The sequence below is a fragment of the Actinomadura latina NBRC 106108 genome, assembly GCF_001552195.1.
GTDB classification, from domain to species: Bacteria; Actinomycetota; Actinomycetes; order Streptosporangiales; family Streptosporangiaceae; genus Spirillospora; species Spirillospora latina.
On the sequence record NZ_BCQS01000005.1, the window covers coordinates 313,669 to 337,024 of the forward strand.

A 23,356-nucleotide genomic window follows, 5' to 3' on the forward strand; every position below is an offset into this window, starting at 1 on the left:
AGCGGATAAATCGACACAGAGCGCGGGAGTCCGGTGCGACCGGGCTGAGAGGGCGGCTGGAACGGGCCGCCGACCGCCGGACCTGATCCGGATCATGCCGGCGAAGGGAGCGCGCATGCAGATCGTGATCGTGGGGGCGGGGGTCATCGGCCTCGCCACCGCCTGGCGCACCGCCGCGGGCGGCGCCCCGGCGAGGGAATGCGGGATCACACTGGTCGACCCGGCCCCCGCGAGCGGCGCCTCGTCGGTGGCGGCGGGCATGCTCACCCCGGTCAGCGAGCTGACCTACGGCGAGGAGCCGCTGCTGCGGCTCGGCCTCGCGTCCCGCGACCGGTACGGCGCGTTCGTCGCCGAACTGGAGGAGCTGACCGGCCTGGACACCGGCCACCGCACCGACGGGCTGCTCCAGGTCGCGTTCGACGCCGACGACCTGGGCTACCTGGACGACCTGCGCCGCTTCCAGGAGAGCCTCGGCATCCCCGCCGAGGCGCTGACCGGCCGCGAGTGCCGGCGGGCGGAGCCGATGCTCGCGCCCGGCGTGCGCGGCGGGCTGCTCGCCCCCGCGGACGGCTCGATCGACCCGCGCCGGCTCACCGCGGCGCTGCTCGCGGCGGCGGAGCGGCTGGGCGTCCGGCTCGTCCGCCGGCGGGCCGCGCGGATCGTCGTCGAGAACGACGCGGTCGCCGGGGTCGCGCTGGACGACGGGACGGTGCTCCGCGCCGACCGGGTGCTGATCGCGGCCGGGCCGTGGTCGGGCGACCTCGAAGGGCTGCCGCCCGGGACCGTCCCGCCGGTCCGGCCGGTGAAGGGCCAGGTGATCCGGCTCCGGACCCGGATGCCGTTCCTCCAGCGGACCACTCGCGGCCTGGTGAAGGGCTCCTCGGTCTACCTAGTGCCGCGCGCGGACGGCGAGATCGTCCTCGGCGCCACTCAGGAGGAGATGGGCTTCGACACGCGCGTCACCGCGGGCGGGCTGTGGGAGCTGCTGCGGGACGCCCGCGAGCTGCTGCCGGGCATCACCGAGCTGGAGTTCGCCGAGGTCGCCGCCGGGCTGCGGCCCGGCTCCCCGGACAACGCGCCGGTGCTGGGGCCGACGGCGCTGCCCGGCCTGTTCGCCGGCACCGGGCACTTCCGCAACGGCGTCCTGCTGGCCCCGGTGAGCGCCGACATCCTGTCCGCGATGCTGCTGGACGGTCCCGTCCCCGAGGTCGCCGGGGCGTTCTCGCCGGGCCGCTTCGCCGAGGTGCGGGCATGAAGGTGACCGTCAACGGCGAGCCGCGCGAGCTGGCGGAGGGCGCGAGCGTGGCCGCGGCCGTCGCGTCCGTCAGCACGGCGGGGACGGGCGTGGCCGCCGCGCTGAACGACGAGGTCGTCCGCCGGTCGGCCTGGGAGACGACGGCGCTGCGCGACGGCGACCGCCTTGAAGTGCTGACCGCCGTGCAAGGAGGCTGAGGGTGGACGCGGACAAGCTGGTCATCGCCGGGGAGGAACTGGGCTCGCGGCTGATCATGGGGACGGGCGGGGCGCCCAGCATGCAGGTGCTGCGGGAGGCGCTCACCGCGTCCGGGACGGAGCTGACCACGGTCGCGATGCGGCGGGTCGACCCGTCCGCGCGCGGCTCGGTGCTGGACGTCCTCAAGGAGTGCGGCATCCGGGTGCTGCCGAACACCGCGGGCTGCTTCACCGCCGGGGAGGCCGTGCTCACCGCCAAGCTGGCCCGCGAGGCGCTCGGCGTGAGCTGGGTCAAGCTGGAGGTGATCGCGGACGAGCGCACGCTGCTGCCCGACCCGATCGAGCTGGTCGAGGCCGCCGAGCAGCTCGTCGCCGACGGCTTCGTCGTGCTGCCGTACACCAGCGACGACCCGGTGCTCGCGCACCGCCTGGAGCAGATCGGCTGCGCCGCCGTGATGCCGCTCGGATCCCCGATCGGGTCGGGCCTCGGCATCCGCAACCCGCACAACATCGAGCTGATCGTCGAGCGGGCGGGCGTGCCGGTGATCCTGGACGCTGGGCTCGGCACCGCGTCCGACGCCGCGCTCGCCATGGAGCTGGGCTGCGACGCCGTGCTGCTCGCGACCGCCGTCACCCGCGCGCGCCACCCCGAGCGGATGGCCGCGGCGATGCGGCACGCGGTGGAGGCGGGGCGGCTCGCCCGGCTGGCCGGACGCATCCCGATGCGCCGCTACGCGCAGGCGTCGTCCCCCTTCGAGGGGCTCGCCACTTCGTAGGTTCTCTAAAGAGTTCTCTGTAGGAATATTCGCTGGACCTGAAACCTCCGCTCTCACGAGACTGGGTCCGGCGGGCATGCCGCAACCCGGCACGTCCCTTCGGTGTTCGTGGAAACGACCCATACCTAAGGTGCGTCACATGCAGCAGGAGAACTCGGGGCGCGTCGACAAGCGCGCGGTCGCCGCCGCCACCGTCACGGTGGTGCTGTGGGCGTCCGCCTTCGTCTCGATCCGCAGCGCCGGAGCCGAGTACGGCCCCGGCGCGCTCGCCCTCGGCCGCCTCCTCGCCGGGACGGTCGTCCTCGGCGTCCTGTGGCTCGTCCGGCGCGAGGGACTCCCGCCCAGGGCCGCCTGGCCGGGCATCGTCACCGCGGGCGTCCTGTGGTTCGGCGCCTACATGGTCGCGCTCAACTGGGGCGAGCAGCTCGTGGACGCGGGCACCGCCGCCCTCGTCGTCAACATCGGGCCGATCCTGATCGCGCTCCTCGGCGGCTGGCTGCTGAAGGAGGGCATCTCGTCCCGGCTGGTGACCGGAATGGCCGTCTCGTTCGCCGGCGCCGCCGTCGTCGGGCTGTCGATGTCGGGCGAGGGCCGCGCGTCCGTCGGCGGGGTGCTGCTCTGCCTGGTCGCCGCCGTGACGTACGCGGCGGGCGTCGTGAGCCAGAAGCCGGCGCTGCGGCACGCCTCCGCGCTGCAGTTCACCACGTTCGCCTGCGCGATCGGCGCGCTCGCCTGCCTTCCGTTCTCCGGGCAGCTCGTCTCGCAGGCCGCCGACGCCCCGGCCGGAGCCACCCTCAACATGGTCTACCTGGGCGTCTTCCCGACCGCGATCGCGTTCACCACCTGGGGGTACGCGCTGGCCCGCACGTCCGCCGGGAAGATGGGCGCCACGACGTACGCCGCTCCCGCCCTCGTCGTCGGCATGTCGTGGCTGTTCCTCGGCGAGGTCCCCGGCCTGATCACGCTCGCCGGCGGGCTGCTCTGCCTGGCCGGCGTGGCCGTCTCCCGCAGCACCGGCCGCCGCGTCCCGCCGGCCGCCCCCGAACCGGGCGCCCCGGAGGAGCCGGCCCCCGGACTCATCGATGCTCATACTCGGGACTGATGAAGTCCGCTGCGGTTCGCCCGTAAACTCGCACCGATGGACACGACGGTCGCGGATCCGCTCGTCGGGCAGGTGCTCGACGGGCGCTACCGCATTGAGTCCCGCATCGCGCGCGGCGGCATGGCCACGGTCTACCTCGCACGGGACCTCCGCCTCGACCGCACCGTCGCGATCAAGGTGATGCACGCCGCGCTGGCGTCCGACGACGACTTCGTCGCCCGCTTCATCGGCGAGGCGAAGGCCGCGGCGGCGCTGTCGCACCCGAACGTCGTCGCGGTCTACGACCAGCGCACCGACGGCGAGCACGTCTTCCTCGTGATGGAGTACGTCGCGGGCCGCACGCTCCGCGACGCGCTGACCTCGCTCGGCCGGCTCGGCCCGCGCGCCGCGCTGGAGATCATGCAGCCGGTGCTGGCCGCGCTCGGCGCCGCGCACCGCGCCGGGCTCGTGCACCGCGACGTCAAGCCCGAGAACGTGCTGATCACCGAGGACGGCCAGGTCAAGGTCGCCGACTTCGGGCTCGCCCGCGCCGAGACCGCGAGCAAGATGACCAAGACCGGCATGATCATCGGGACGGTCGGCTACCTCGCTCCCGAGCAGGTGCTGTCCGGCAGCGCCGACGTCCGCTCCGACGTGTACGCGGCCGGGATCATGCTGTTCGAGCTGCTCACCGGGCGCCTCCCCCACGAGGCCGACACGCCGCTCGCCGTCGCCTACAAGCACGTGAACGAGACGGTGCCGCCGCCGTCCCGCGTCGTCCCCGGCGTCCCCCGGCAGGTGGACGACCTGGTCACGGACGCGACGAGCCACGACCCGGCGCGCCGCCCGCAGGACGCGAACCATTACCACGCCGAGGTCGCCGAGGTGTTCGGCGGCCTGCCGCGCGACTTCGACCGCCGCATGGAGGAGTCGACGCGCGGCGCCACCAGCGTGCTGGAGACGCCCGCGCCGGGGCACACCGCCGTCCTCGACCCGCGCACGATGCCGGCCGGCGAGTACGTGCCGCAGCGCACGACGGCCGACCGGGCGATCGGCGCGCTGACCGGCCGCTACGTCCTCGTCGCCATCGGCGCGGTCGCCGCGCTCATCCTCGGCTGGGCGGTCTGGTACCAGACGTCCGGCCAGTACGAGCACGTCCCGTCGTCCATCATCGGCATGAAGGTCTCCGACGCCCGCGACCAGCTGGAGTCCAAGGGCCTGGACGTGCGGACGGCCAAGGCGGTCTACGACGACCGCGTCCACAAGGGCGGCGTCGCCAAGTCGGACCCGGCCGCCGGCGCCCGCGTCGCCAAGGGGCAGACGGTCACCCTCACACCGTCCAAGGGCATCACGCCCCGCGAGGTCCCGGACGTCACGGGCAAGTCCCTCGCCGACGCCGAGCAGACACTTGAGGACAAGGGCTTCACCGTCGGCCGGACGAGCACGAGCCCGTCCCAGACCGTGGCCAAGGACAGGGTCATCAGCACGGACCCGGACGCCGGCGAGAAGCGGTCCCCCGACGAGCCCGTCGGCATCGTCGTCTCCAGCGGCATGTCGATGCCCGGCCTCATCGGCCAGAACGGCGACACCGCCGCCAACCAGCTGCGCTCCATGGGCCTGAACGTCACCGTCGAGAAGAAGCAGGTGGACGGCAAGGAGCCGAACAGCGTGATCAGCCAGGACCCGTCCGAGGGCACCGGCGTCTCCCGCGGCGACGACGTCACGATCGTCGTCAACAAGCGCGACTGCATCATCGACGCCGGCCCGGTCCAGTTCGGCTGCGACGACGGCGGCGACCAGAAGATTCCCGTCCCCGACATGAGCGGCCGCACCGTGCAGGACGCCCGCAAGGCCCTGCGGGAGTCCGGGTTCAAGGTCAACGTGACGGGCTTCGGCGGCAACATCGTCCGGTTCCAGTCGCCGTCCAGCGGCGAGGCTCCGCGAGGCTCCACCGTCACCATCGTCCGGGGCCCGTGACCGGCTAGGCTGAAACGGCTATGACCTCACCGCACAGCCCCGTCGGGGCCCATGTCCCCGTGGCCGGCGGCCTGGCCACCGGCGGCCTGAAGTACGCCGCCGAGATCGGCGCCGAGGCGATCCAGGTGTTCGTCGCGAACCCGCGCGGCTGGGCGCTTCCCGAAGGCAGGCCCGCCGAGGACGCGAGACTCCGCGAGCACGGCATCCCCGTGTACGTGCACGCCCCGTACCTGGTCAACTTCGGCTCCCCCACACCGGAGACCCTCGCCAAGTCGATCGCGACCGTCCGCCACTCCCTGACCCGAGGCCGGGCCATCGGCGCCCGCGGCGTCGTCGTCCACACGGGCTCCGCCGTGTCCCAGACCTACGACGAGGCCATGGCGCAGGTCCACGAGCACGTCCTCCCGCTCCTGGAGGAGATCCCCGAGGACGGCCCGGACCTCCTCCTGGAACCCATGGCGGGCCAGAACAACATGCTGTGCACCAAGGTGCAGGACCTGGGCCCGTTCTTCGAGAAGCTCGAACACCACCCGAAGCTGGGCGTCTGCTTCGACACCTGCCACGCCTTCGCCGCCGGCCACGACCTCGCCGCCGCCGGCGGCGCGAAGGACACGATCGACGCCCTGGTGGCCACCGTGGGCGAGGGCCGCCTGAAGCTGGTCCACGCCAACGACTCGAAGGACCCCTGCGCCTCGGGGAGGGACCGCCACGAGAACATCGGCGCCGGCGAGATAGGCGAACAGCCTTTCGCCGACCTCTTCAGCCACCCGGCCGTGCAGGGCCTCCCCATCCTGATAGAGACCCCAGGCCGAGCCCCCGAACCCCACGCCAACGACATAAAGACCCTGAAACGCCTGCGCGACACCTGAGTCGCCCACGGCAACAACACCAGCCGCGGCCTCAGCCACGCGTAAATAAGACTCGGACGTCGCTGGACAACCCCCCGACTGTCCAGCGACGCCCGAGCCACAGGCCACCGGATCCCACCCCCCCGGTACGGGATCCGGCGACTCCGATCCGGCGTGGCCGGATCTCCGGGATTTGCTTTTGTGGCGTGTGGTGCCACTGAGAACACTAGACGCGCGGCGGGGCAGGGCGGCACCAGGAAAACACGGCCTTCGATGAACGGTACGTAGTCGTAGACATGCGTAGCGTAGTCGGGCGATGAGCGGTCAGTTCTGCGGGACGAGCGGCCGCGGCGGCGGGTTCGGGTTTGCGAGGACCTGATCACGCCGGACGCGATGCGGGAAACGCGGATCACACGGCGTCCTCGGGGAGGTGCAGGCGGCGCAGCGCACGGTCGGCGTGGTTCGGGACGCGGCGGCGGGTCAGCAGCGACACCGCGACCATGGCGGCGAACGCGCCCGGCGCGATCAGCAGGGCGGGCTCCGCGAGCAGGGCCGCGGCCCAGCCGGTAGGGGCGGCGCGAAGGAGGCGGGCGACGCCGGCGGAGACGGCGAGGCCGCCGCCGGCGAGCAGTCCGGCGGCGGCGCCGGCGGCGGTGAGGCCGCGCCACCAGATACCGAGGACGAGCAGCGGGCACAGCGAGCAGGCCGAGACGCCGAGGGCCATCGTGACGAGGTCGGAGGCGCCCTGCGGGCCGATGCCGGGCAGCAGGACGAGCGGGGCCGCCAGCGCGACCGCGACACCCGCGCGGAACGCGGCCGCGCCGGTGCGGTGCGCGCACTGCGAGAGCGTCCCGCCGATGGCGACGGCGAGGCCGCAGGACGTGGAGATGAACGCGGCGAACGCGCCGGCGGCGATGAGGCCGGTGAGCAGCGCGCCCGGCGCGCCTGGAAGCATCCGGCGCGGGAGGAGCAGGAGGGTCGCGTCGGTGTCGCCGGTCATGAGGAGCTCGGGGGCGTACAGGCGTCCGAGCGTCCCGTAGAGGGTGGGGAACACGTAGAACAGGGCGAGGAGGGCGGGCACGAACGCGGCCGTGCGGCGGGCGGCGCCGCCGGACGCGTTGGTGTAGAAGCGCATCAGGATGTGGGGTAACCCCATCGTGCCCAGCAGGACGCCCGCCATCGCCGAGTAGGTGCGGTAGAGCCCGTGCTCCTGGCCGCGGCCGAACGGCGTCGCCCATGTGCCGCCGTCCTGGACGGGCAGCCATTCGGCGTGCGGCACGGCGGCGCCGCCGGGGAAGACGACGTCGGTTCCGCGGGCGATGGTGTGCCGGCCCGCGTCCAGCCGCACCGGGCCGCCGTGATGGGCGGCGCCGTCCACGCGTCCTCGCGCGGTGACGGCGACTCCGGCGGGCACGGTGACGGCGACGTCCGTGCGCACGTGCACCCGGGTGGTGCGCTCGAACCGGGGGACGCCGTCGCCGAGCGGGCCGGGGCCGCCGGACAGGTGCCACATCCCGAGCAGCGCGGTCGCGGGCACCGCCACGGCGGCCAGCTTCACCCAGAACTGGACGGCCTGGACCGCGGTGATGCTGCGCATCCCGCCGGACAGGACGAGCGCCAGCGTGACGGCGACCACCACGGCCCAGCCCGTCCAGACGGGGGCGCCGGTCAGCACGCGCAGCGTCATGCCCGCGCCCTCGAACTGCGGCAGCAGGTAGAACCAGCCGATGCAGCAGACGCAGGCGGTGACGATGCGGCGGACGGTGCGCGAGCCGAGCCGCCACTCGGCGAAGTCGGAGATCGTGTAGGCGCCGGAGCGGCGCAGCGGCGCGGTCACGAACGCCAGCAGCAGCACGTATCCGGCGGTCGCGGCGATGGGGAGCCACAGCATGTCGGCGCCGTAGGCGAGCACGAGCCCGGCGCTGCCGAGGAACGACGCGGCGGAGATGTACTCGCTGCCGATCGCGGACGCGTTCCACCAGGGGGTGACGCCGCGCGAGGCGACCAGGAGGTCGGACGTGGTGCAGGCGGAGCGGCGGCCGTACGCGCCGAGGGCGGCCGTCAGGCCCGGCACCGCGACCAGCGCGGTGAGCGCCGCCGCCACGACCGGGACGGTCACCGGCGGCCGATCGCGCGCTCGGCCCGCTCGGCCCGTCCCAGCTGCCGCAGCGAGACCGCGATCCAGACGGGCTGGACGCCGAGGACGAGGACGAGCCAGCACAGCGGCACGCCCTGCGCGCGCGCCCGCGCGACCGCCGGGACGAGCGCCAGCAGCGGCAGGCCCACCAGGAGGGTCGCGACGATCGCGCAGGTGCCGAGGGCGGTCCGCAGCTGGGCGCGGATCAGGGCGCGCGTCTCGGCGGTGCCCGGAACCGGGACGGTATGGAGCGGGTCGGGATCCGGCGGGTCGGGCTCCGGCGCCGCCGGGCCGGTGCTCCGGGCGCCGGGCGGCGCACCGCCGTCCGCCGGCACCCGTGCGGGGGCCGCCGCCTCCGCCGACACCACGACCCGGCGCTCAGCGGTCATCGCCGGCCTCCCCCTCCTCGCCCGTGTTCTCGTCCGTGTTCTCGTCCGTGTTCTCGTCCGTCTCCCCGGCCTCGTGACCGTCCGGGTCGCCGTCCGGATGGTGGAACCTGCGCACCAGGCGGTCCCGCACCTCGCGGGTGTGCCGGCGGCTGACCTGCAGCAGCTCGTCCCCGATCCGGACGGCCGCGCGGCCGCCGTCGAAGCGCACCTCGGTGATGTGCGCGCACGCGACCAGGGTGCTGCGGTGGATCCGGATGAACCCGGCCGCCTCCCACCGCTTGGTCAGCGCCGACAGCGGCATCCGGACCAGGTACCCGCCGTCCGCGGTGTGCAGCCGGACGTAGTCGCCCTGGGCTTCGACATGCGTCACCGTCCGGCGGGAGACGAGCCGGGTCCGGCCGCCGAGCTCGACCGGGATCAGCTCGTCGTCGGGGTCTCCGGCGGCCTCCGCGGTCGGCGGGCCCGTGCGGTGCACGGCCTCGGCCACCCGGCGGACCGACTCGGCGAGCCGCTCCGGCCGGACCGGCTTCAGCAGGTAGTCGAGCGCGCCCAGCTCGTAGGCGGTGACGGCGCAGTCGTCGTGCGCGGTCACGAACACCACGTGCGGGGGCGCGGCGAACCCGGTGAGCAGCCGGGTGAAGTCGAGCCCGTCGAGCCCCGGCATCCGGATGTCCAGGAACACGGCGTCGAGGCGCTCCCCCGCCACCAGCATGCGGCTCAGGTCGCGGAGCGCGGACGAGGCGTCGCCCGCGCCGCTGACCTGCCCTATCCGCGGATCCTGGCGGAGGAGATAGGACAGCTCCTCCAGTGCGGGGCGTTCATCGTCGACGGCGAGGACGTGGAGCATGAGGGCGACTTTGCCGCGATTACCGTCCGTCCGCAATCAATTCCAAGAAGTGAGTAACGTGTCTCCCGGCCGGGTGTCAGTCCGGAAACACCCCCGGACGGTACTTCGGGACCCGCAGATTGACCTTGGTTCCGGCGCCGAGCGCTGTCTCGACGGTGAGGCCGTACTCGGCGCCGTAGACCTGGCGCATGCGCTCGTCGACGTTGGCGAGGCCGATGCCTGGATCGCCGTGCCGGTCCGGTTCCCCCAGCCGGCGGGGGCGGGCCGCCATGCTGCCCCAGCCGGTCGGGCCGGGCCGGCCGAGGGGGGCGGACAGGATCTCCTGGAGCCGCTCGGGGTCCATGCCGACCCCGTCGTCCTCGACGCTGATCGCCGCCTCGGCGCCCGAGTCGCGCGCCACGATCGTGATGTGGAACGGCTCGCGCCCGCCCGCCATGCCGTGCCGGACGGCGTTCTCGACGAGCGGCTGCAGCGCCAGGAAGGGGACGGCGACCGGCAGCACCTCCGGCGCGACGTCGACGCTGCATTGCAGCCGGTCGCCGAAGCGGGCCCGCTCCAGCAGCAGGTAGCGGTCGATGGACCGCAGCTCGTCGGCGAGGGTGGTGAAGTCGCGGGGGTTGCGGAAGGAGTAGCGGGCGAAGTCGGCGAAGTCCAGCAGGAGGGCGCGGGCGCGGTCGGGGTCGGTGCGGACGAACGAGGCGATCGTGGTCAGCGAGTTGTAGACGAAGTGCGGGGAGATCTGGGCGCGCAGCGCCCGCGCCTCGGCCTCGCCGAGCCGGACGCGGGCCGCGTCCAGCTCGGCCAGCTCCAGCTGGGCGGCGACGAGGCGGGCCGCCTCGCCGGCGGCGCGGACCCGCGCGGCCGACGCGCTCCGCCAGTACGCCGTCAGCGTGCCCTCCACCCGCCCGTCGACGGTGAGCGGCGCGGTCAGCGCCGTCCGGACGGGGCAGCGCGGGTCGTCGCAGCCGACCGGCTCGGGCGCGGCGACCCGGGGGCGGCCGGACGCGAGCACGGGCAGCGCGTGCCGGACGGCCTCCGCCGCGTGGGCGCCGCCGCCCGCGCCGTCCCAGGCCAGCAGCCGCGGCACCGCCCGGACCCCGTCGCCGCCGCCCGCCTGGTCGGCTCCGTCCGGGTCGCCGGCGTCCGCCGGCGGGCGCACCGCGACCAGCGCGACCGCCTCGGCGCCCAGCAGCGGCCGGAGCCGCCGCGCCGCCCGGCGCGCCGTGTCGTCGGTGAGCCCGGCGCGCAGCGGCTGCGCCGCCCGCGTGAGCAGGTGCAGGGTCGCGAACGCCGCCTGCTCGGCCGGGTCGGCGGGCACGCGGTGCGGCAGCGGCAACCACCGGCGCAGCGCCCAGACCCCGGAGGCGGCACCGGCGGCCGTGGCGTACACCACGGCATCCGCGACGGACGGTAGGACCATGACGACTTACGGTAACGCCTGCCGTCCCCGGCGGTCCGGCCGTCGCCCATTTACGAAGGTCTCGAACGGGCCACACCCGGCCACGCGCTCGCCGGCGGGGCCGCCCGGCGGGCCGTCACAGCGGCGGCGACTCGCCCTCGTCCTCCTGGTAGGAGTAGCGCTGCTCCCGCCACGGGTCGGCGACGTTGTGGTAACCGCGCTCCTCCCAGAAGCCGCGGCGGTCCTTCACGAGGTACTCGACGCCCCGGACCCATTTCACGCTCTTCCACGCGTACAGGTGCGGGACGACGATGCGGAGCGGGAAGCCGTGGTCGGCGGTCAGCCGCTCGCCGCCGTGGTGGGTGGCGAACATCGTCCCGTCGGCGAGGAAGTCGCCCATCCGGATGTTGGCGCTGTAGCCGTACTCGGCCCAGACCATCACGTGCGTGGCGTCCGGGGCGGGCGGCGCCATCTCGGCGATGGCCGCGCCGGGGACGCCCTCCCACGCGTTGCCGGGCACCGTGAACTTCGTGACGCAGTGGAAGTCGGCGACCGACCCGGCCCGCGGCAGCGCGTCGAACTCGTCCCAGGTCCAGCGGTACTGCTCGCCCGACCGGGTGGCGCCGAAGACCCGGAAGTCCCAGTCCGCGGGACGGAACTTCGGCACGGGGCCGTAGTGGAGGACGGGCCAGCCCCGGGGGACGTACTGGCCGGGCGGCAGATCCTGCGGCTGCGGTGCGGAACGCTCGGGGTGGGTCATGACGCGGCCATCCTGCCATCCGGCGTGAGCTGAGCCATATTCGGGGGCGGTGCGAATGCGCGCGCTGGACATCGGCTACTCTTGGGCCCGTGCGCAACGTCGTTTATTTCTTTTGGTACGGCCAGCCCGGGCGGCTGGTCTGCCAGGCGTTGCGCTGACAGACCACAGAACGAGAAGCCCCGGGCCGCAGTGGCCCGGGGCTTTCTCTGTTCCAGGGGTCGTCCGCGGAGCCCACCGGGGTTCCGGGCAATAACGGAGAGGCAGCACACCAATGGTCGTCGTCATGGCCCAGGAGGCCAACGAAGCGGATGTCAAGGCCGTCGTCTCACTGGTCGAGACGGCGGGCGGCGACGCCTTCGTCAGCCGCGGCGTGGAGCGGACCATCGTCGGGCTCATCGGCGACGTCCAGCAGTTCGGCTCGCTGAACCTGCGCGGGATGCGCGGCGTCAGCGACGTCATCCGGATCTCGGCGCCCTACAAGCTGGTGAGCCGCGAGAACCACGGCGAGCGCTCGGTCGTCCGGGTCGGCGGCGTGCCGATCGGCCCCGGCAGCATGACGCTGATCGCCGGCCCGTGCGCCGTGGAGACCCCCGAGCAGACGCTCGGCGCGGCGCAGATGGCGCAGGCCGCGGGCGCGACGCTGCTGCGCGGCGGCGCGTTCAAGCCGCGCACCTCCCCGTACGCGTTCCAGGGCCTCGGCGAGGCCGGCCTGCGCATCCTCGCGGACGTGCGGCAGGAGACGGGCATGCCGATCGTCACCGAGGTGGTGGACGCCGCCGACGTCGAGCTCGTCGCCTCGTACGCGGACATGCTGCAGATCGGCACCCGCAACGCGCAGAACTTCGCCCTCCTGCAGGCCGCCGGGGAGTCCGGCAAGCCGGTCATGCTGAAGCGCGGCATGAACGGGACGATCGAGGAGTGGCTGATGGCGGCCGAGTACGTCGCCCAGCGCGGCAACCTCGACATCGTGCTGTGCGAGCGCGGCATCCGCACGTTCGAGACGGCGACCCGCAACACCCTCGACATCTCCGCGGTCCCGGTGGCGCAGCGCCTCTCCCACCTGCCGGTGATCGTGGACCCGTCGCACTCGGGCGGCAGCCGCGACCTCGTGCTGCCGCTGACCCGCGCCGCGATCGCGGTCGGCGCCGACGGCGTGATCATCGACGTGCACCCGCACCCGGAGACCGCCCTGTGCGACGGCCCGCAGGCCCTCGTGGACGGCGACCTGCGCGAGCTGGCCAAGCTCGTCCGCGACCTGCCCCCGATCGTGGGCCGCTCCCTCACCCAGGCCCAGGACCCGGACGCCGTCCCCGCCTGAGCGGAGCTCCACCGCAGCGGAGGACGCGCGCCCCCGCCTGCCTGCCGGCGCCGCGCGGGTATCGTCCTTCCATGGCTTACTGGGCTCCTGATTGCGGGCCGCCGCGCTCCTGACGGGGCGCGGCGACCGCACTCGCAGCGCATCGTGACCGGCCCGGCGCGGCCTGCGCCCGGCCGCGTCCTCCTGCGCCCCGAATCCGGATGTTCTCTCCCGATTCGAGCTCAGGAGCTTCTCCGTGTCACGGAACACGTCCCTTCGGTTCGGCGGCGGCGCCGACATCCTGCTGGCGGCCTCCCTCTGGGGGACGACCGGAACCGTCCGCACGTTCGCGGGCGGCGCGTCGGCGTTCTCGGTCGCCGCGAGCCGCATCGTCATCGGCGGCCTGGTGCTGCTCGCCCTCGCGGCCGGCACGCGCCGCGGCTCCCGAACGGGCGCCGGGCTGCGCCGCCTGCTCGGGAACCGCCGCAACCTCCCCCTCGTCGGCCTCGGCGCGGTCGCGATCACCGTGTACCAGACGGCCTTCTTCGTCGCCGCCGGCCGTACCGGCGTGGCGGCCGGCACCGTCGTCACGATCGGCAGCGCGCCCGCGTTCGCCGGCGTGATCGGGGCGCTGACCCGGCGGTCGCGCCCGGCCGGCCGCTGGGCGGCGGCGACCGCCGGGGCCGTCGCGGGCTGCGCCCTGCTCGTCGGCGGCGGCCGGGACGCGGGCGTCGAGCCGGCCGGGATCGCCCTCGCACTGCTGTCCGGGCTGTCGTACGCGGTGTACGCGACGGTCGCGTCCGTCCTCATCACGCGGGGCGAGGAGGACCGGGCCGTCGCGGGGGCGCTGTTCGGGGCGGCGGCGGTGCCGCTGCTCCCGGTCCTGGGCACCGGATCCGGGTGGCTGTTCACCGGGCAGGGCGCGCTGATCGCGCTCTACCTCGGCGTGGTCACCACGGGCGGCGGCTATCTGCTGTTCGCGCGGGGCCTGCGCACGACCCCGGCCACGACGGCGACGACGCTGACGCTCGCGGAACCGGCGGTGGCCGCGGCGCTCGGCACGGTCCTGCTGGGCGAGCGGCTGGGCGCCGCCGCGCTGGCCGGTCTCGCGCTGCTGGCGGCGAGCCTGGTCGTGCTGATCGCGCCGGCCCGCCGGGAACGCACCGGTAACAAATTGGTCTGAACCATTGGCCGGAACGGGCACGGCGAGGATGATGTCCGGCATGACAACGGGCGATGGTGACGCCGGGGGGCGGCTGTTCCCGGAGGATCTGGACGGCGTCGACCCGGTCGCCGCGGTGATGCTCGCGGACGCGCGCCGCGCCCTCTCCGCCTACCCGGAGCTCGTGGTCGTGGGCTCGCTCTTCACGGCCGCCGAGCAGGTCCCGGGCGGCTGGCAGGTCGTGTGCCCGTGCGATCCGCTGCCGCAGGGCGCGCGCGAGCTGCTCGCCGGCCGGCTGGAGGACCTCGCGGCGCTCGCGGGCGGCGCGGCGGAGCACGAGCTGCTCGCCGCGGCCCGCACGGTGCAGCACGAGCAGGCCGACGAGATGGCCGCGGGCGGGCGGCGGTTCCGCATCGTGCGGATCGAGCAGCTCGTCCGCACCGGCCCGGACGGGCCCGAACCGCCCCGGCCGACGGACCTGGACCCGCTGCCCGCCTGGCGCGGCGCCGCGCCCGCACGGGTCCACGACCTGCTGCCCGAGGACGGCCCGGCGGCGGATTTCGCGACCGCGGAGCTGCTGTGCCAGGTGCTGGACGCGGCGGCGGCAGCGGGCAGCGAGCCGTCCGGCGCGTACCTCACGCCCGTCGCGCTGTCGCCCGCGTTCACGGTGGCCGAGCGCAGCGAGCGGCGCTGGCGGCCGGTCGGCCGGCTGCACGAGGCCCCGCAGCAGGCCCGCGACGCGCTGATCACCTACTTCCGGCACGTGGTGCCGGCGGTGGAGAGCCCGGCCGAGGCGGACGTCGCCCGGTTCGCCGAGGCGGCGGAGCTGATGGAGGACGAGAGCCGCCGCAACGGCATCGCGGTCGCCGGCCGCCGGTTCCGGATCGTCCGCATCGAGCGGATCACCCTGATGGGCCCGGACGGCCCCGAACCCCCGCGCCCGACCGACTTCGACGCCCGCTGAGCCGGGCCAGGACGCAGGGTCACACGCCGGGTCAGGACGCAGGGTCGGCGTAGGCCGGGCGGTGCTCCTGGACGGAGTCGGCCAGCTGGTCGGCAAGCTCGTCCACGTCGAGGCGCTTCTCGATCTTGCGCAGGTCGTCGATCCTGGCCTTGGTCTCGGCGCGGCGGGGCGCGAGCAGGGTGCAGCAGTCCTCGTCGGGCAGCTCGGAGATCGACAGGGTGCGGATGCGGCGCGCCTGGTCCATGATCTCGACCTTGTCCATGCCGACGAGGGGCCGCAGGATCGGCAGCTCCACGGCGTCGTCCAGCGCGGTGATGTTGGTGAGCGTCTGGCTGGACACCTGGCCGAGCGCGTCACCGGTGATCAGCGCCGTGTCGCGCCGGCGGCGGGCGAGGACCTCGCCGGTGCGCAGCATCAGCCGGCGCTGCGCGATCACCGCGAGCCGGTCGGCGCCGGACGACTTGATCTGCTGCTGCGCCTTGCCGAACGGGACGACGAACAGCCGGGACCCGCCCTGGAACTTGTCCAGCTCGCGGACCAGCGCGTACGCCTTGTAGATCGACTCGGGGCCGGTGAACGGCATGCCGGAGAAGTGCAGGTAGTCGACGCGCAGGCCGCGGCGCATCATCCGGTAGGCGGCGACGGGCGAGTCGATGCCGCCGGACATCAGCACGAGGGCGCGGCCGCTCATCCCGACGGGGAGGCCGCCCTGGCCGGGCAGGCCGCCGGAGTAGACGAACACCTCGTCGCGGTCGACCTCGATGGACAGGGTGTGCTCGGGATCCTTGAGCTTGACGGGCTGCCCGTAGCGGGCGGCGACGAGGGAGCCGATGTGCCGGTCCAGCTCGACGGAGGTCAGCGGGAACCGCTTGTCGCGGCGCCGGGCGCGGACGGCGAACGAGCCGGTGCGGCCGTCCATGAGCTCCAGGGCGGCGCGCTCGACGCTGGCGAGGTCCTTGCCGACCCGCCAGGCGCGGTGCGCCCACACGATGCCCATGACGTCGCTGATCCGCTGCGCGACGCGCTCCATGGTGGCCAGGTCGGCATCGTGCTTGCGGACGATGAAGACGCCGTGGCGGCGGACGACGTCCACGCGGGCGATGGGCCGGACGGCCTGCCGCACGTTGTCGGCCAGGCGGCGCTCGAACTGCTCGCGGTTCTTGCCCTTGAGGACGACCTCGCCCAGTTTGAGCAGCACGCACGGCTCGCCGTCGACCGGCGAATGCTCCCGGACGTCCGCCGGCGCGGTGTCGAGCGTGGTCATGCGGGGTCCTCCTGGCGGGAACAGGTCGAGGGGTGGGCCTCTAGTGTGGCCCAGAGTGGGCAACGCCGCGACCCGGTAACCGTGTTCCCGCCGGGAGGGCCGGTCAGCCGAAGAACACCTCGGCCTCGGCGTAGCGCTCCAGCGGGACGGTCTTCAGCTCCTTGGTCGCCTCGTCCAGCCCGACGCGGACGATGTCGGTGCCGTGGAGCGCGACCATCTTGCCGTAGTCGCCGTCCTTCACCGCGTCGATGGCCTGGAGGCCGAAGCGGGTGGCGAGGACGCGGTCGAACGCGGTCGGGGTGCCGCCGCGCTGGATGTGCCCGAGCACCGTGGCGCGGGCCTCCTTGCCGGTGCGCTTCTCGATCTCGTCGGCGAGCGCCTGGCCGATGCCGCCGAGCCGGACGTGCCCGAACGCGTCGCGCTCGCCGGTCTGCAGCTGCATCTGCCCGTCGACCGGGTGGGCGCCCTCGGACACGACGATGATCGGCGCGTACCGGGTCTTGAACCGGCTCTCCACGTACTGGCAGACCTTCTCGATGTCGAAGGGCCGCTCGGGGATGAGGATGACGTTGGCGCCGGCGGCCATGCCGACGTGCAGCGCGATCCAGCCCGCGTGCCGGCCCATGACCTCGCAGATCAGCGCGCGGTGGTGGCTCTCGGCGGTGGTGTGCAGCCGGTCGACGGCCTCCATGCCGATGTTCACCGCGGTGTCGAACCCGAACGTGTAGTCGGTCGCGTTCAGGTCGTTGTCGATCGTCTTCGGGACGCCGACGACGTTGACGCCGTTGGCGTACAGCTCGCGCGCGACGCCGAGGGTGTCCTCGCCGCCGATGGCGATGAGGGCGTCCACGCCGAGGCCGGCGAGGTTGTCCTTGACCCGCTCGATGCCGCCCTCGACCTTGACCGGGTTGGTCCGGGACGAGCCGAGGATCGTCCCGCCGCGCGGCAGGATCCCGCGCACGGCCTGGACGTCGAGGGCCACGGTGTCGCCTTCGAGGGGCCCGCGCCAGCCGGCCCGGAAGCCCACGAACTCGTAGCCGAAGACCTGCACGCCCTTGCGGACGACCGCGCGGATCACCGCGTTCAGACCGGGGCAGTCCCCGCCGCCGGTCAGCACTCCGACACGCATGCCGTCTCCTTCTCCCGCCACCGGGCTCCTCCCTCGATTCACATGCTCCGACCGTGGTCGCGCATGGCCGGGCGGCGCGCGACCGTACGTCCCGGCGCCGCCATTGGTCTAGACCATAGCCGCTGGCGCGGGCGGCGGCATCTCGTTCGCCCTGCGGGCGGTCGGCGGGACGCGTCCCGCCCGAAGAACTGGGTCTACCCGCGAATCGGCACCGCCACTCCCCCGGGCGCCCGCCGCGCGGCGAGCCGCCGCGGACGCGGCGGGCATTCGCCGTCATACGACCACCTGACCTCGGCGAGCGCCAGCTCCCGCGCCGTGTCCGCGGCGAGATCGTCGCGGTGGGCGCGCGGCGAGGCGGGGACTGCGCTCCCTGGTCCGCTCGACGGCGCGGACAGCCCGGGAGCATCGTTCACACGGGCCTAGTCCTCTTGGTCGAGGCCCTTCTCGATCGCGTAGCGGACGAGCTCGACACGGTTGTGGAGCTGGAGCTTGCCGAGGGTGTTCTGCACGTGGTTCTGCACCGTCCGGTGGGACAGGACGAGGCGGTGCGCGATCTGCTTGTACGTCAGCCCCTTGGCGACGAGGCGCAGCACCTCGGTCTCGCGGTCGGTGAGGCGGGGCGCGCCGTCGTCCTCGCGGGCGGGCGCGGCGGCGAGGCGGCGGAACTCGCCGAGGACGAGCCCGGCGAGGCCCGGGGTGAAGACGGCGTCGCCCTCCCCGGTCCGGCGGACGGCGTCCAGGAACTCCTCGCGGGCGGCGGACTTCAGCAGGTAGCCGGTGGCGCCCGCCTTCACCGCCTCCAGGACGTCCTGCTGCTCGCCGCTCGCCGACAGCACCAGCACCCGGACGGGCGGGTCGGCGGCGGCCAGGTACCGGGTCACCTCGACGCCGCTCAGGTCGGGCAGCTGGAGGTCGACGACCGCGACCTGGGGGCGCGCCGCGGCCGCGATGCGAACGGCGGCGCGGCCCTCGCCGGCGGTCGCCACCACGTCGTGCCCGGCCTCGGCGAGATCGCGGGCGACGGCCTCGCGCCACATCGGGTGGTCGTCCACGACCATGACTCGCAGGCTCACCCTCACACCCTAAGCGCGGGGCCGGGGACGAGTCCGTCCCGGCGGCGGGGCACGGTCATCTCGATCTCGGTGCCCTCGCCCGGCGCGGAGACGATCACGACCTCGCCGCCGAGGTCGGCGACGCGGCCCCGGATGGACTGGGCGACGCCGAGCCGCCCGTCCGCCGCCGCCTCGTCCAGCCGCCCGGCGGGCATGCCGGGGCCGTCGTCGCGGACGCTGACGGTGACCCCGCCCTCGCCGTCCTCCAGCAGGACCCACGCGCGGGCTGCGCCGCCGCAGTGCCGCACGACGTTGTCGAGCGCCGCCGCGACGGCCGCCGCGACCTCGCGGGCGGCGTGCGCGGGCAGCGGCACCTCCGTCGCCGGCGTCGAGACGGTGACGGACGTGGACGCGTGCGCGGTCAGCAGCGGGCGAAGATCGGCGTCGGCGTCCGCGGCCCGCGGGTCCGGGATCCGCGCCGCCGGGGCGGTGCCGATGAGGGCGCGCAGCGCGGCCTCCTGCTCCCCCGCCAGCCGGCCCAGCTCGGCCGCCTCGCCGCCCAGCTCGCCGCCGCGCCGCTGCACCATGGCGAGGACCTGCAGCACCGAGTCGTGGATGCGGCGGGCCAGCCGCTCCCGCTCCCGGTTGGCCGCCTCCAGCTCCACGGCCCGCGCCAGCCGCGCCTCGGCCTCGCGCGCCAGCCGGACGACGTGCCCGACGACGAGCCCGGCGAGGAACAGCAGCACGATGCCGTTGAAGGTGGTGTCGCCGATGCCGCCGCTCGTCCCGGCGATCGCGTGCACCAGCAGGTTCGCGGCGGCCAGCACGAGCGCGGCGGTGAGGCCGAGCCGCCGCCCGCCGGCGACCGCCCACGAGAGCACCGCGGCCGCCACCCACGACACCGGCAGCGTGGGGCGCCCCGCGGCGATGTTCGCGGACGTCTCCACCCACGCCGTCGCGAGCACGCAGCCCGCGGCGACGGCGAGGTCGGCGGCCAGCAGCGGCCGGCCGCGCCGCCGCGGGTCGCCGAACGCGAGCACGGCGTAGCCCGTCCACGCGGCCATGACGGCGAGGACGGCCCATCCGCCGGCCGGGTGCGCGTAGCCGTCGAAGTTCGTGGCGATCACGACCGCGGCGTAGACCAGCGCGAGGCCGCGGTAGACCGCCACGGCCCGCCACAGCGCGGCCTCCAGCCCCTTCATTCGTGGCCGCTCAAGCCACCGTCGTCCTCCACCGGCCGGACCGGCTTGCCGGCCATCTCGGCCTTCACCTCGGCGGCGTACCGGTCGACGTACTCCTGCCCGGACAGCTCCCTGATCGCCGCCATGATCTCGTCGGTGATCCGGCGCAGCACCTCGTGGTCGTCCTCGTGCCCGTAGTACCGGGAGAAGTCCATCGGCTTCCCGAACCGGACGCCGGGCCGGACGCCGAGCCGCGGGTACGGCCGGCCGGGCGGCATCAGCTCGAACGTGTTGACCATCCCCATCGGGATCACCGGGACGCGGGACTTCAGCGCCAGCCGCGCCACGCCCGTCTTGCCCCGGTACAGCCGGTTGTCGGGCGCCCGGGTGCCCTCCGGGTAGATGCCGAGCAGCTTGCCCTCGCCGAGGATCCGCAGCCCCGTCTGCAGCGCCGCCTCGGCCGCGTCCCCGCCCGTCCGGTCGACGGGCACGACGCCCACCCCGGTGAAGAAGCCCTTGCTGATCAGCCCTTTGAGCCCCTTGCCGGTGAAGTACTCGCCCTTGCCGATGAAGTAGATCGGGCGCAGCAGCGGCAGCGGCCCGAAGAAGTGGTCGGCGAACGACAGGTGGTTGCTCACCATCAGCGCCGGCCCCCGCATCGGCACGTTGCGCATGCCCTTGTTCCGCGGCCACCAGCCGAGGTACATGATCGGCGACAGCACGATCCTGAGCAGGATCCAGAACCACAGCATGCGGGCACCTTCCTCGGACCGGTGCTCCGGGGCGAGCACCATCGGCCCTGGCCGACCGGAGATGATGGGACATCTTTCCATTCCCCGTCTCACCGATCTACTTGCCGGTACCCGTGAACGGGACACGGTACGCGAGGCGGCGGGGCCGCGCGGGAACGTAGGCTCTGAACGGTGAATCTCAATCGGGTGCGCCGGAGGGCTTGTCCCGCGCGGCGCAGCGAATACCGTGGGACACACGTTTCGGGGTGTCCGGGAGCGCCGCCGCGTACCGCGGGCGCGACCGGGCACCGCACTGTCGTTGGGGGAGCGGAGGCCGTCATGCCGGTGCTGTCGGTCACGCCGGAGTCGTCGAAGGAGCCGGCCCCGTGAATCGCCGTGGCAATGGACTGTCGGCCGACACCTACGCCCCGCTGGTCGACCTCGCCCCGCATCTCGCGGACGCGATGCTGGCGGCGCTCGGCGAGGCCGGGGTCGCCGCCTACGCGACCTCGCCGTCCGGGCTGCCGGAGGCCGCCGAGCCGGCCGCCGAGCCCGTGGCCGGCGACGTCCTCGACCGGCTCTACGTGGACGTCGACATGAAGCCCACCGCCGAGGGCATCCTCCGCGTGCATCTCGCCCGGCTCCGCGACGCCTCCGCGCGCGGCTCCGACGACGGGCGCGGCAAGCCCGCCGAGCGCGCCGGGACGGCCGACCGCGCGGACACCGACCTCGCCGACCCCGCGCCGGACGGCCCCGTGCGGGATGCCGGGCCGGACGCGGGCGGCCCCGCCGAACGCGACGAGGACGCCATCTGGGCCGAGATCGTCGCCGGTTACGACGCCGTCCCGGACGGCGACGTCCCCTGGCCGGACGAGGAGAACATCCGGGAGCCCGCCGAGCCCCCGCGGGAGGGCGACGACCGCACCGGCCGCCTCCCCCGCGCCCGCGTGATCAAGCCGGCGGAGACGCCGGAGTTCCCGCCCGACGACGACGTCGACGGCCACTACGTCCCGCCCCCTCCCCCGCCGCTGCCCGCCGCCGACCCGCTCACCAAGGGCGCCTGGATCGCGCTGATCGGCGGGCCCGTCTACCTGCTCATCACCGTCATCCTCGACTGGGAGGTCCCCGGCTGGGCCGCCTTCCTCGCCGTCGCGGCGTTCATCGGCGGCTTCGTCACCCTCGTCCTCCGGATGGGCGACGAGCCCCGCGACCCCGACGACGGAGCGGTGGTCTAAGGGAGGTCCAGGTCGGCCATCACCGGGCGGTGGTCCGTGGCCGCCGGGTAGTCCCGTGCGATGGCCTCGTCCGTCGGGACGCCGGAGGCTCTTGCCTGGATTGCGGGGTCGGTGAAGATCGCGTCTATGCGGCGGGTGGGGTTGCGGGACGAGAAGGTCAGTTCTTCGCCGGTGGGGGCCTTCTCGTAGGCGTCGCGGAAGTGTTCTGTCAGGCGGGTCCAGGAGTCGCCGCCCGGTTCTTCGTTGACGTCGCCGGCCAGGACGACCGGGGCGCCGTAGCGGATGCGGGCCCGGTCGAGGTGGGTGAGGATCTCGTCTACGTGGCGGCGGCGCGGGCCGTCTTTCAGGTCCAGGTGGGTGCTCGCGGCGATGAGGCGGGCGCCGCCGGCCTCCACGACGGCGATCGCCAGGCCGCGGCGGTGCAGATCGGGGTCCGGTGTGAGCAGGTGGAACTCGCGCGCCTCGCGGCGGACGCGGGGGCCGGTGAGGACGGCGAGCCCGCAGGCCCGCCGTCCCGCCGCGATCCTCATGCCGCAGGCGTGCGCCAGCCGGCGGCGTTCGAGGCGCCAGGCGCCGAAGCGCGGGACCTCCTGCAGGCACAGCACGTCCGGGGCGATGGCGCGGACGACGCGGGCCACCGCCGCCGCGTCGTCGCGCAGCGACCGGACGTTGTAGCCGAGCACGCGGACGGCCTCCACGCCTAGACGACCACGTCCTGGAAGGGGCGGACGCGGGCGAGGTCGGCGGCGCCGACGATGCCGGCCGCCGAGCCCAGCTCGGCGATGCGGATGTCGGGCAGCGGGCGGTGCCCGCGCCCGGTCAGCGCGTCCTCGAACGCGGAGCGGATCGGGTCGAGCAGCAGATCGCCGGCGTCCGACAGGCCGCCGCCGATGATGAACGCGCCCGGGTCCAGGATGGCGCTGAGGTCGGCGAGGCCCTGGCCGGCCCAGTGCGCGATGGTGCGGAAGCACTCCAGGGCGGCCTTGTCGCCCTCGCGGGCCGCCTGCGACACCTCGGGGCCGCTGATGCCCTCCGGCCGGCCGCCGCCGAGCTCCAGCAGCCGGCCCGCCATCGCGGGCGCCACCCGGGCCAGGTCGCGGGCCTCGTGCACGAGGGCGTTGCCGCTGGCGTACTGCTCCCAGCAGCCGCGGTTGCCGCAGCCGCAGCGCCGCCCGTCCGGGACGACCCGGAAGTGGCCCATCTCGGCGCCGATGCCGAACGCGCCCCGGTACAGCTCGCCGTTGATGATGATGCCGCCGCCGATGCCGGTGCCGAGCGCCACCAGGACGAGGAAGTTCTCACCGCGTCCGGCGCCGAACCTGGCCTCGCCCCAGGCGGTCGCGTTGCCGTCGTTCTCCACGACGACCGGCAGCCCGACCAGGCTCTCGACCTTCTCCTTGATCGGCTCGTCCCGCCAGGCGAGGTTCGGCGCGAACAGCACCGTGGCGCGGGCCTCGTCGACGAAGCCCGCCGTGCCGAGGCCGACCGCCGACACCTCGTCGTACTTGCCCTTCAGCAGCTCGACGACCTCGGCGATGGTCTCGGCGGTCTCCTTCGGGTTCGTCGAAGGCGTCGGCCGGCGGACCTTCTCGAGTATCGTCCCGCGGTCGTCGACGACCCCCGCGGCCACCTTGGTGCCGCCCACATCCACGCCGATGGTCAGGGCCATGTAACG

At 74.3% G+C, this 23,356-nt stretch carries 23 protein-coding genes and 1 riboswitch; of the genes, 10 read left to right on the plus strand and 13 right to left on the minus strand.

The features are described from left to right. Positions 1 to 12: 12 nt before the first annotated feature. Positions 13 to 126: riboswitch (TPP riboswitch) on the plus strand. The 6 genes from thiO to AL2_RS07790 all read left to right on the plus strand — a co-directional run bounded on the left by thiO (position 116) and on the right by AL2_RS07790 (position 6,155). Beyond that, positions 116 to 1,255, plus strand: a complete 1,140-nt coding sequence (gene thiO / locus AL2_RS07765) for a glycine oxidase ThiO (RefSeq protein ID WP_067631394.1) — start codon at positions 116 to 118, stop codon at positions 1,253 to 1,255. Its footprint overlaps the riboswitch before it by 11 nt. Beyond that, positions 1,252 to 1,452, plus strand: coding sequence for a sulfur carrier protein ThiS (gene thiS / locus AL2_RS07770; RefSeq protein ID WP_067631396.1), 201 nt, complete (start codon positions 1,252 to 1,254; stop codon positions 1,450 to 1,452). Before thiO ends, thiS begins: the two co-directional genes overlap by 4 nt. 2 nt (positions 1,453 to 1,454) lie before the next feature. Continuing rightward, positions 1,455 to 2,228: a thiazole synthase gene (locus AL2_RS07775; RefSeq protein WP_083946180.1), complete on the plus strand. Its 774-nt coding sequence runs from the start codon at positions 1,455 to 1,457 to the stop codon at positions 2,226 to 2,228. A gap of 139 nt (positions 2,229 to 2,367) precedes the next feature. After that, positions 2,368 to 3,330, plus strand: coding sequence for a DMT family transporter (locus AL2_RS07780; protein ID WP_067631398.1), 963 nt, complete (start codon positions 2,368 to 2,370; stop codon positions 3,328 to 3,330). A 36-nt stretch (positions 3,331 to 3,366) separates the two neighbouring features. Further along, entirely contained in the window at positions 3,367 to 5,286 is a 1,920-nt protein-coding gene (pknB, locus tag AL2_RS07785; protein ID WP_067631400.1) for a Stk1 family PASTA domain-containing Ser/Thr kinase, read from the plus strand. Between the two features lie 20 nt (positions 5,287 to 5,306). Further along, on the plus strand, positions 5,307 to 6,155 hold the full coding sequence (locus AL2_RS07790) for a deoxyribonuclease IV (RefSeq protein WP_067631402.1): 849 nt from the start codon (positions 5,307 to 5,309) through the stop codon (positions 6,153 to 6,155). A gap of 388 nt (positions 6,156 to 6,543) precedes the next feature. Here the strand turns inward: AL2_RS07790 and AL2_RS07795 are convergent, their stop codons facing one another. The 5 genes from AL2_RS07795 to AL2_RS07815 all read right to left on the minus strand — a co-directional run bounded on the left by AL2_RS07795 (position 6,544) and on the right by AL2_RS07815 (position 11,666). Next, positions 6,544 to 8,253: a sodium:solute symporter family transporter gene (locus AL2_RS07795; RefSeq protein WP_245666431.1), complete on the minus strand. Its 1,710-nt coding sequence runs from the start codon at positions 8,251 to 8,253 to the stop codon at positions 6,544 to 6,546. Next, a complete protein-coding gene (locus tag AL2_RS07800) occupies positions 8,250 to 8,660 on the minus strand; it encodes a hypothetical protein (RefSeq protein WP_067631404.1) in 411 nt (136 codons plus the stop codon). Before AL2_RS07800 ends, AL2_RS07795 begins: the two co-directional genes overlap by 4 nt. Continuing rightward, positions 8,650 to 9,507, minus strand: coding sequence for a LytR/AlgR family response regulator transcription factor (locus AL2_RS07805; RefSeq protein WP_083946182.1), 858 nt, complete (start codon positions 9,505 to 9,507; stop codon positions 8,650 to 8,652). Before AL2_RS07805 ends, AL2_RS07800 begins: the two co-directional genes overlap by 11 nt. A gap of 76 nt (positions 9,508 to 9,583) precedes the next feature. Then, complete coding sequence (locus tag AL2_RS07810) at positions 9,584 to 10,927, minus strand: histidine kinase (protein WP_067631406.1); 1,344 nt, start codon at positions 10,925 to 10,927, stop codon at positions 9,584 to 9,586. A gap of 115 nt (positions 10,928 to 11,042) precedes the next feature. Then, on the minus strand, positions 11,043 to 11,666 hold the full coding sequence (locus AL2_RS07815; protein ID WP_067631408.1) for a sulfite oxidase-like oxidoreductase: 624 nt from the start codon (positions 11,664 to 11,666) through the stop codon (positions 11,043 to 11,045). 271 nt (positions 11,667 to 11,937) lie between these two features. Between AL2_RS07815 and aroF the strand changes: the two genes are divergently transcribed. The 3 genes from aroF (at position 11,938) to AL2_RS07830 (ending at position 15,089) form a co-directional block, all read left to right on the plus strand. Continuing rightward, positions 11,938 to 12,984 (plus strand): 3-deoxy-7-phosphoheptulonate synthase, encoded by a 1,047-nt coding sequence (gene aroF / locus AL2_RS07820; RefSeq protein WP_067631410.1) that lies wholly within the window; start codon positions 11,938 to 11,940, stop codon positions 12,982 to 12,984. A gap of 235 nt (positions 12,985 to 13,219) precedes the next feature. Beyond that, complete coding sequence (locus AL2_RS07825) at positions 13,220 to 14,146, plus strand: DMT family transporter (RefSeq protein ID WP_067631412.1); 927 nt, start codon at positions 13,220 to 13,222, stop codon at positions 14,144 to 14,146. 40 nt (positions 14,147 to 14,186) lie between these two features. Further along, on the plus strand, positions 14,187 to 15,089 hold the full coding sequence (locus tag AL2_RS07830; RefSeq protein ID WP_067632470.1) for a DUF5954 family protein: 903 nt from the start codon (positions 14,187 to 14,189) through the stop codon (positions 15,087 to 15,089). A gap of 31 nt (positions 15,090 to 15,120) precedes the next feature. On the opposite strand, the gene thiI is transcribed toward AL2_RS07830, so the two are convergent. The 6 genes from thiI to AL2_RS07855 all read right to left on the minus strand — a co-directional run bounded on the left by thiI (position 15,121) and on the right by AL2_RS07855 (position 20,467). Next, complete coding sequence (gene thiI, locus AL2_RS07835) at positions 15,121 to 16,353, minus strand: tRNA uracil 4-sulfurtransferase ThiI (RefSeq protein WP_067631413.1); 1,233 nt, start codon at positions 16,351 to 16,353, stop codon at positions 15,121 to 15,123. 103 nt (positions 16,354 to 16,456) lie between these two features. After that, entirely contained in the window at positions 16,457 to 17,482 is a 1,026-nt protein-coding gene (locus tag AL2_RS07840; protein WP_067631415.1) for a 6-phosphofructokinase, read from the minus strand. A gap of 194 nt (positions 17,483 to 17,676) precedes the next feature. Then, the gene (locus AL2_RS37310) at positions 17,677 to 17,895 is read right to left on the minus strand and encodes a hypothetical protein (RefSeq protein WP_157438053.1); all 219 of its coding nucleotides are present in this window, start codon (positions 17,893 to 17,895) and stop codon (positions 17,677 to 17,679) included. 6 nt (positions 17,896 to 17,901) lie between these two features. After that, entirely contained in the window at positions 17,902 to 18,540 is a 639-nt protein-coding gene (locus tag AL2_RS07845; protein ID WP_174550825.1) for a response regulator, read from the minus strand. A 17-nt stretch (positions 18,541 to 18,557) separates the two neighbouring features. Then, positions 18,558 to 19,736: a MacS family sensor histidine kinase gene (macS, locus tag AL2_RS07850; protein WP_067631419.1), complete on the minus strand. Its 1,179-nt coding sequence runs from the start codon at positions 19,734 to 19,736 to the stop codon at positions 18,558 to 18,560. Next, positions 19,733 to 20,467, minus strand: a complete 735-nt coding sequence (locus AL2_RS07855; protein WP_067632471.1) for a lysophospholipid acyltransferase family protein — start codon at positions 20,465 to 20,467, stop codon at positions 19,733 to 19,735. Before AL2_RS07855 ends, macS begins: the two co-directional genes overlap by 4 nt. A gap of 365 nt (positions 20,468 to 20,832) precedes the next feature. Here AL2_RS07855 and AL2_RS07860 point away from each other — a divergent pair, with 365 nt between their 5' ends. Next, a complete protein-coding gene (locus AL2_RS07860) occupies positions 20,833 to 21,681 on the plus strand; it encodes a hypothetical protein (protein WP_067631421.1) in 849 nt (282 codons plus the stop codon). Here AL2_RS07860 and AL2_RS07865 read toward each other — a convergent pair. Further along, positions 21,678 to 22,379 carry an endonuclease/exonuclease/phosphatase family protein gene (locus AL2_RS07865; RefSeq protein WP_067631423.1) on the minus strand — a complete coding sequence of 234 codons (702 nt, stop codon included), beginning with the start codon at positions 22,377 to 22,379 and terminating at the stop codon, positions 21,678 to 21,680. The two genes, AL2_RS07860 and AL2_RS07865, sit on opposite strands and share 4 nt — an antisense overlap. A gap of 2 nt (positions 22,380 to 22,381) precedes the next feature. Then, the gene (locus AL2_RS07870) at positions 22,382 to 23,350 is read right to left on the minus strand and encodes an ROK family glucokinase (RefSeq protein ID WP_067631426.1); all 969 of its coding nucleotides are present in this window, start codon (positions 23,348 to 23,350) and stop codon (positions 22,382 to 22,384) included. Positions 23,351 to 23,356: the final 6 nt, after the last annotated feature.